Source organism: Vibrio sp. Y176 (assembly GCF_033438945.1).
The window spans coordinates 1-533 of sequence record NZ_JAWOQS010001106.1 but is presented as its reverse complement, the minus strand read 5'-3'; the positions used below and the strand labels follow the sequence as shown (position 1 = coordinate 533).

Here is a 533-nt window from a genome sequence, read left to right as displayed (position 1 = left end):
ACAGTGTGGGATTTAGCGCAACGCAACACTTGCTTCATATCAAATGGGTAATTGGGATTACCTAAGTGCCCTAACACGTCCACTCTGCCACTTTTAATGCCGTTAATTAGCGCGGCAGTGTGCTCCGCTTCGGTTGCGGGTCTAAAAACGGGCTCATGAAAGCTAGCAATTACCCAATCAAGATGTTGATCAGAGGAAAGCGGAAGATCGATCTCGCCTTTGACGTTTAAAGTGTTGGCTTCAACGCCACGGAGAATACCGACCTCATGCAAAAAGCGGGGCAAAATTCTTTGAGTATTGAAGTGCCAGTAGTGAGGGGCTCCTGGCATTTCGGGAGCATGATCGGTGGTACAAAGAAGTTTTAGCCCCTTATTCTTGGCTGCCAATGCGTTCTCTAAAATGGTGCTGTAGGCATGTCCACTGGCAATAGTATGGGTGTGGCTATCAACGACGATATCCATGGTGACCTCCTAAATTGTGGACAAATTATCGAATTTCGAACGAACCGTTTTGATTGAGAAACAGCGTGAGAT

At 46.7% G+C, this 533-nt stretch carries 1 protein-coding gene; it reads right to left on the bottom strand.

The genetic code is table 11. The annotated features are described in order from the left end of the window. A partial coding sequence (locus R7O13_RS30455; protein ID WP_412125755.1) for a PHP domain-containing protein occupies positions 1 to 461 on the bottom strand: 461 nt, incomplete at its 3' end. Positions 462 to 533 lie beyond the last annotated feature (72 nt).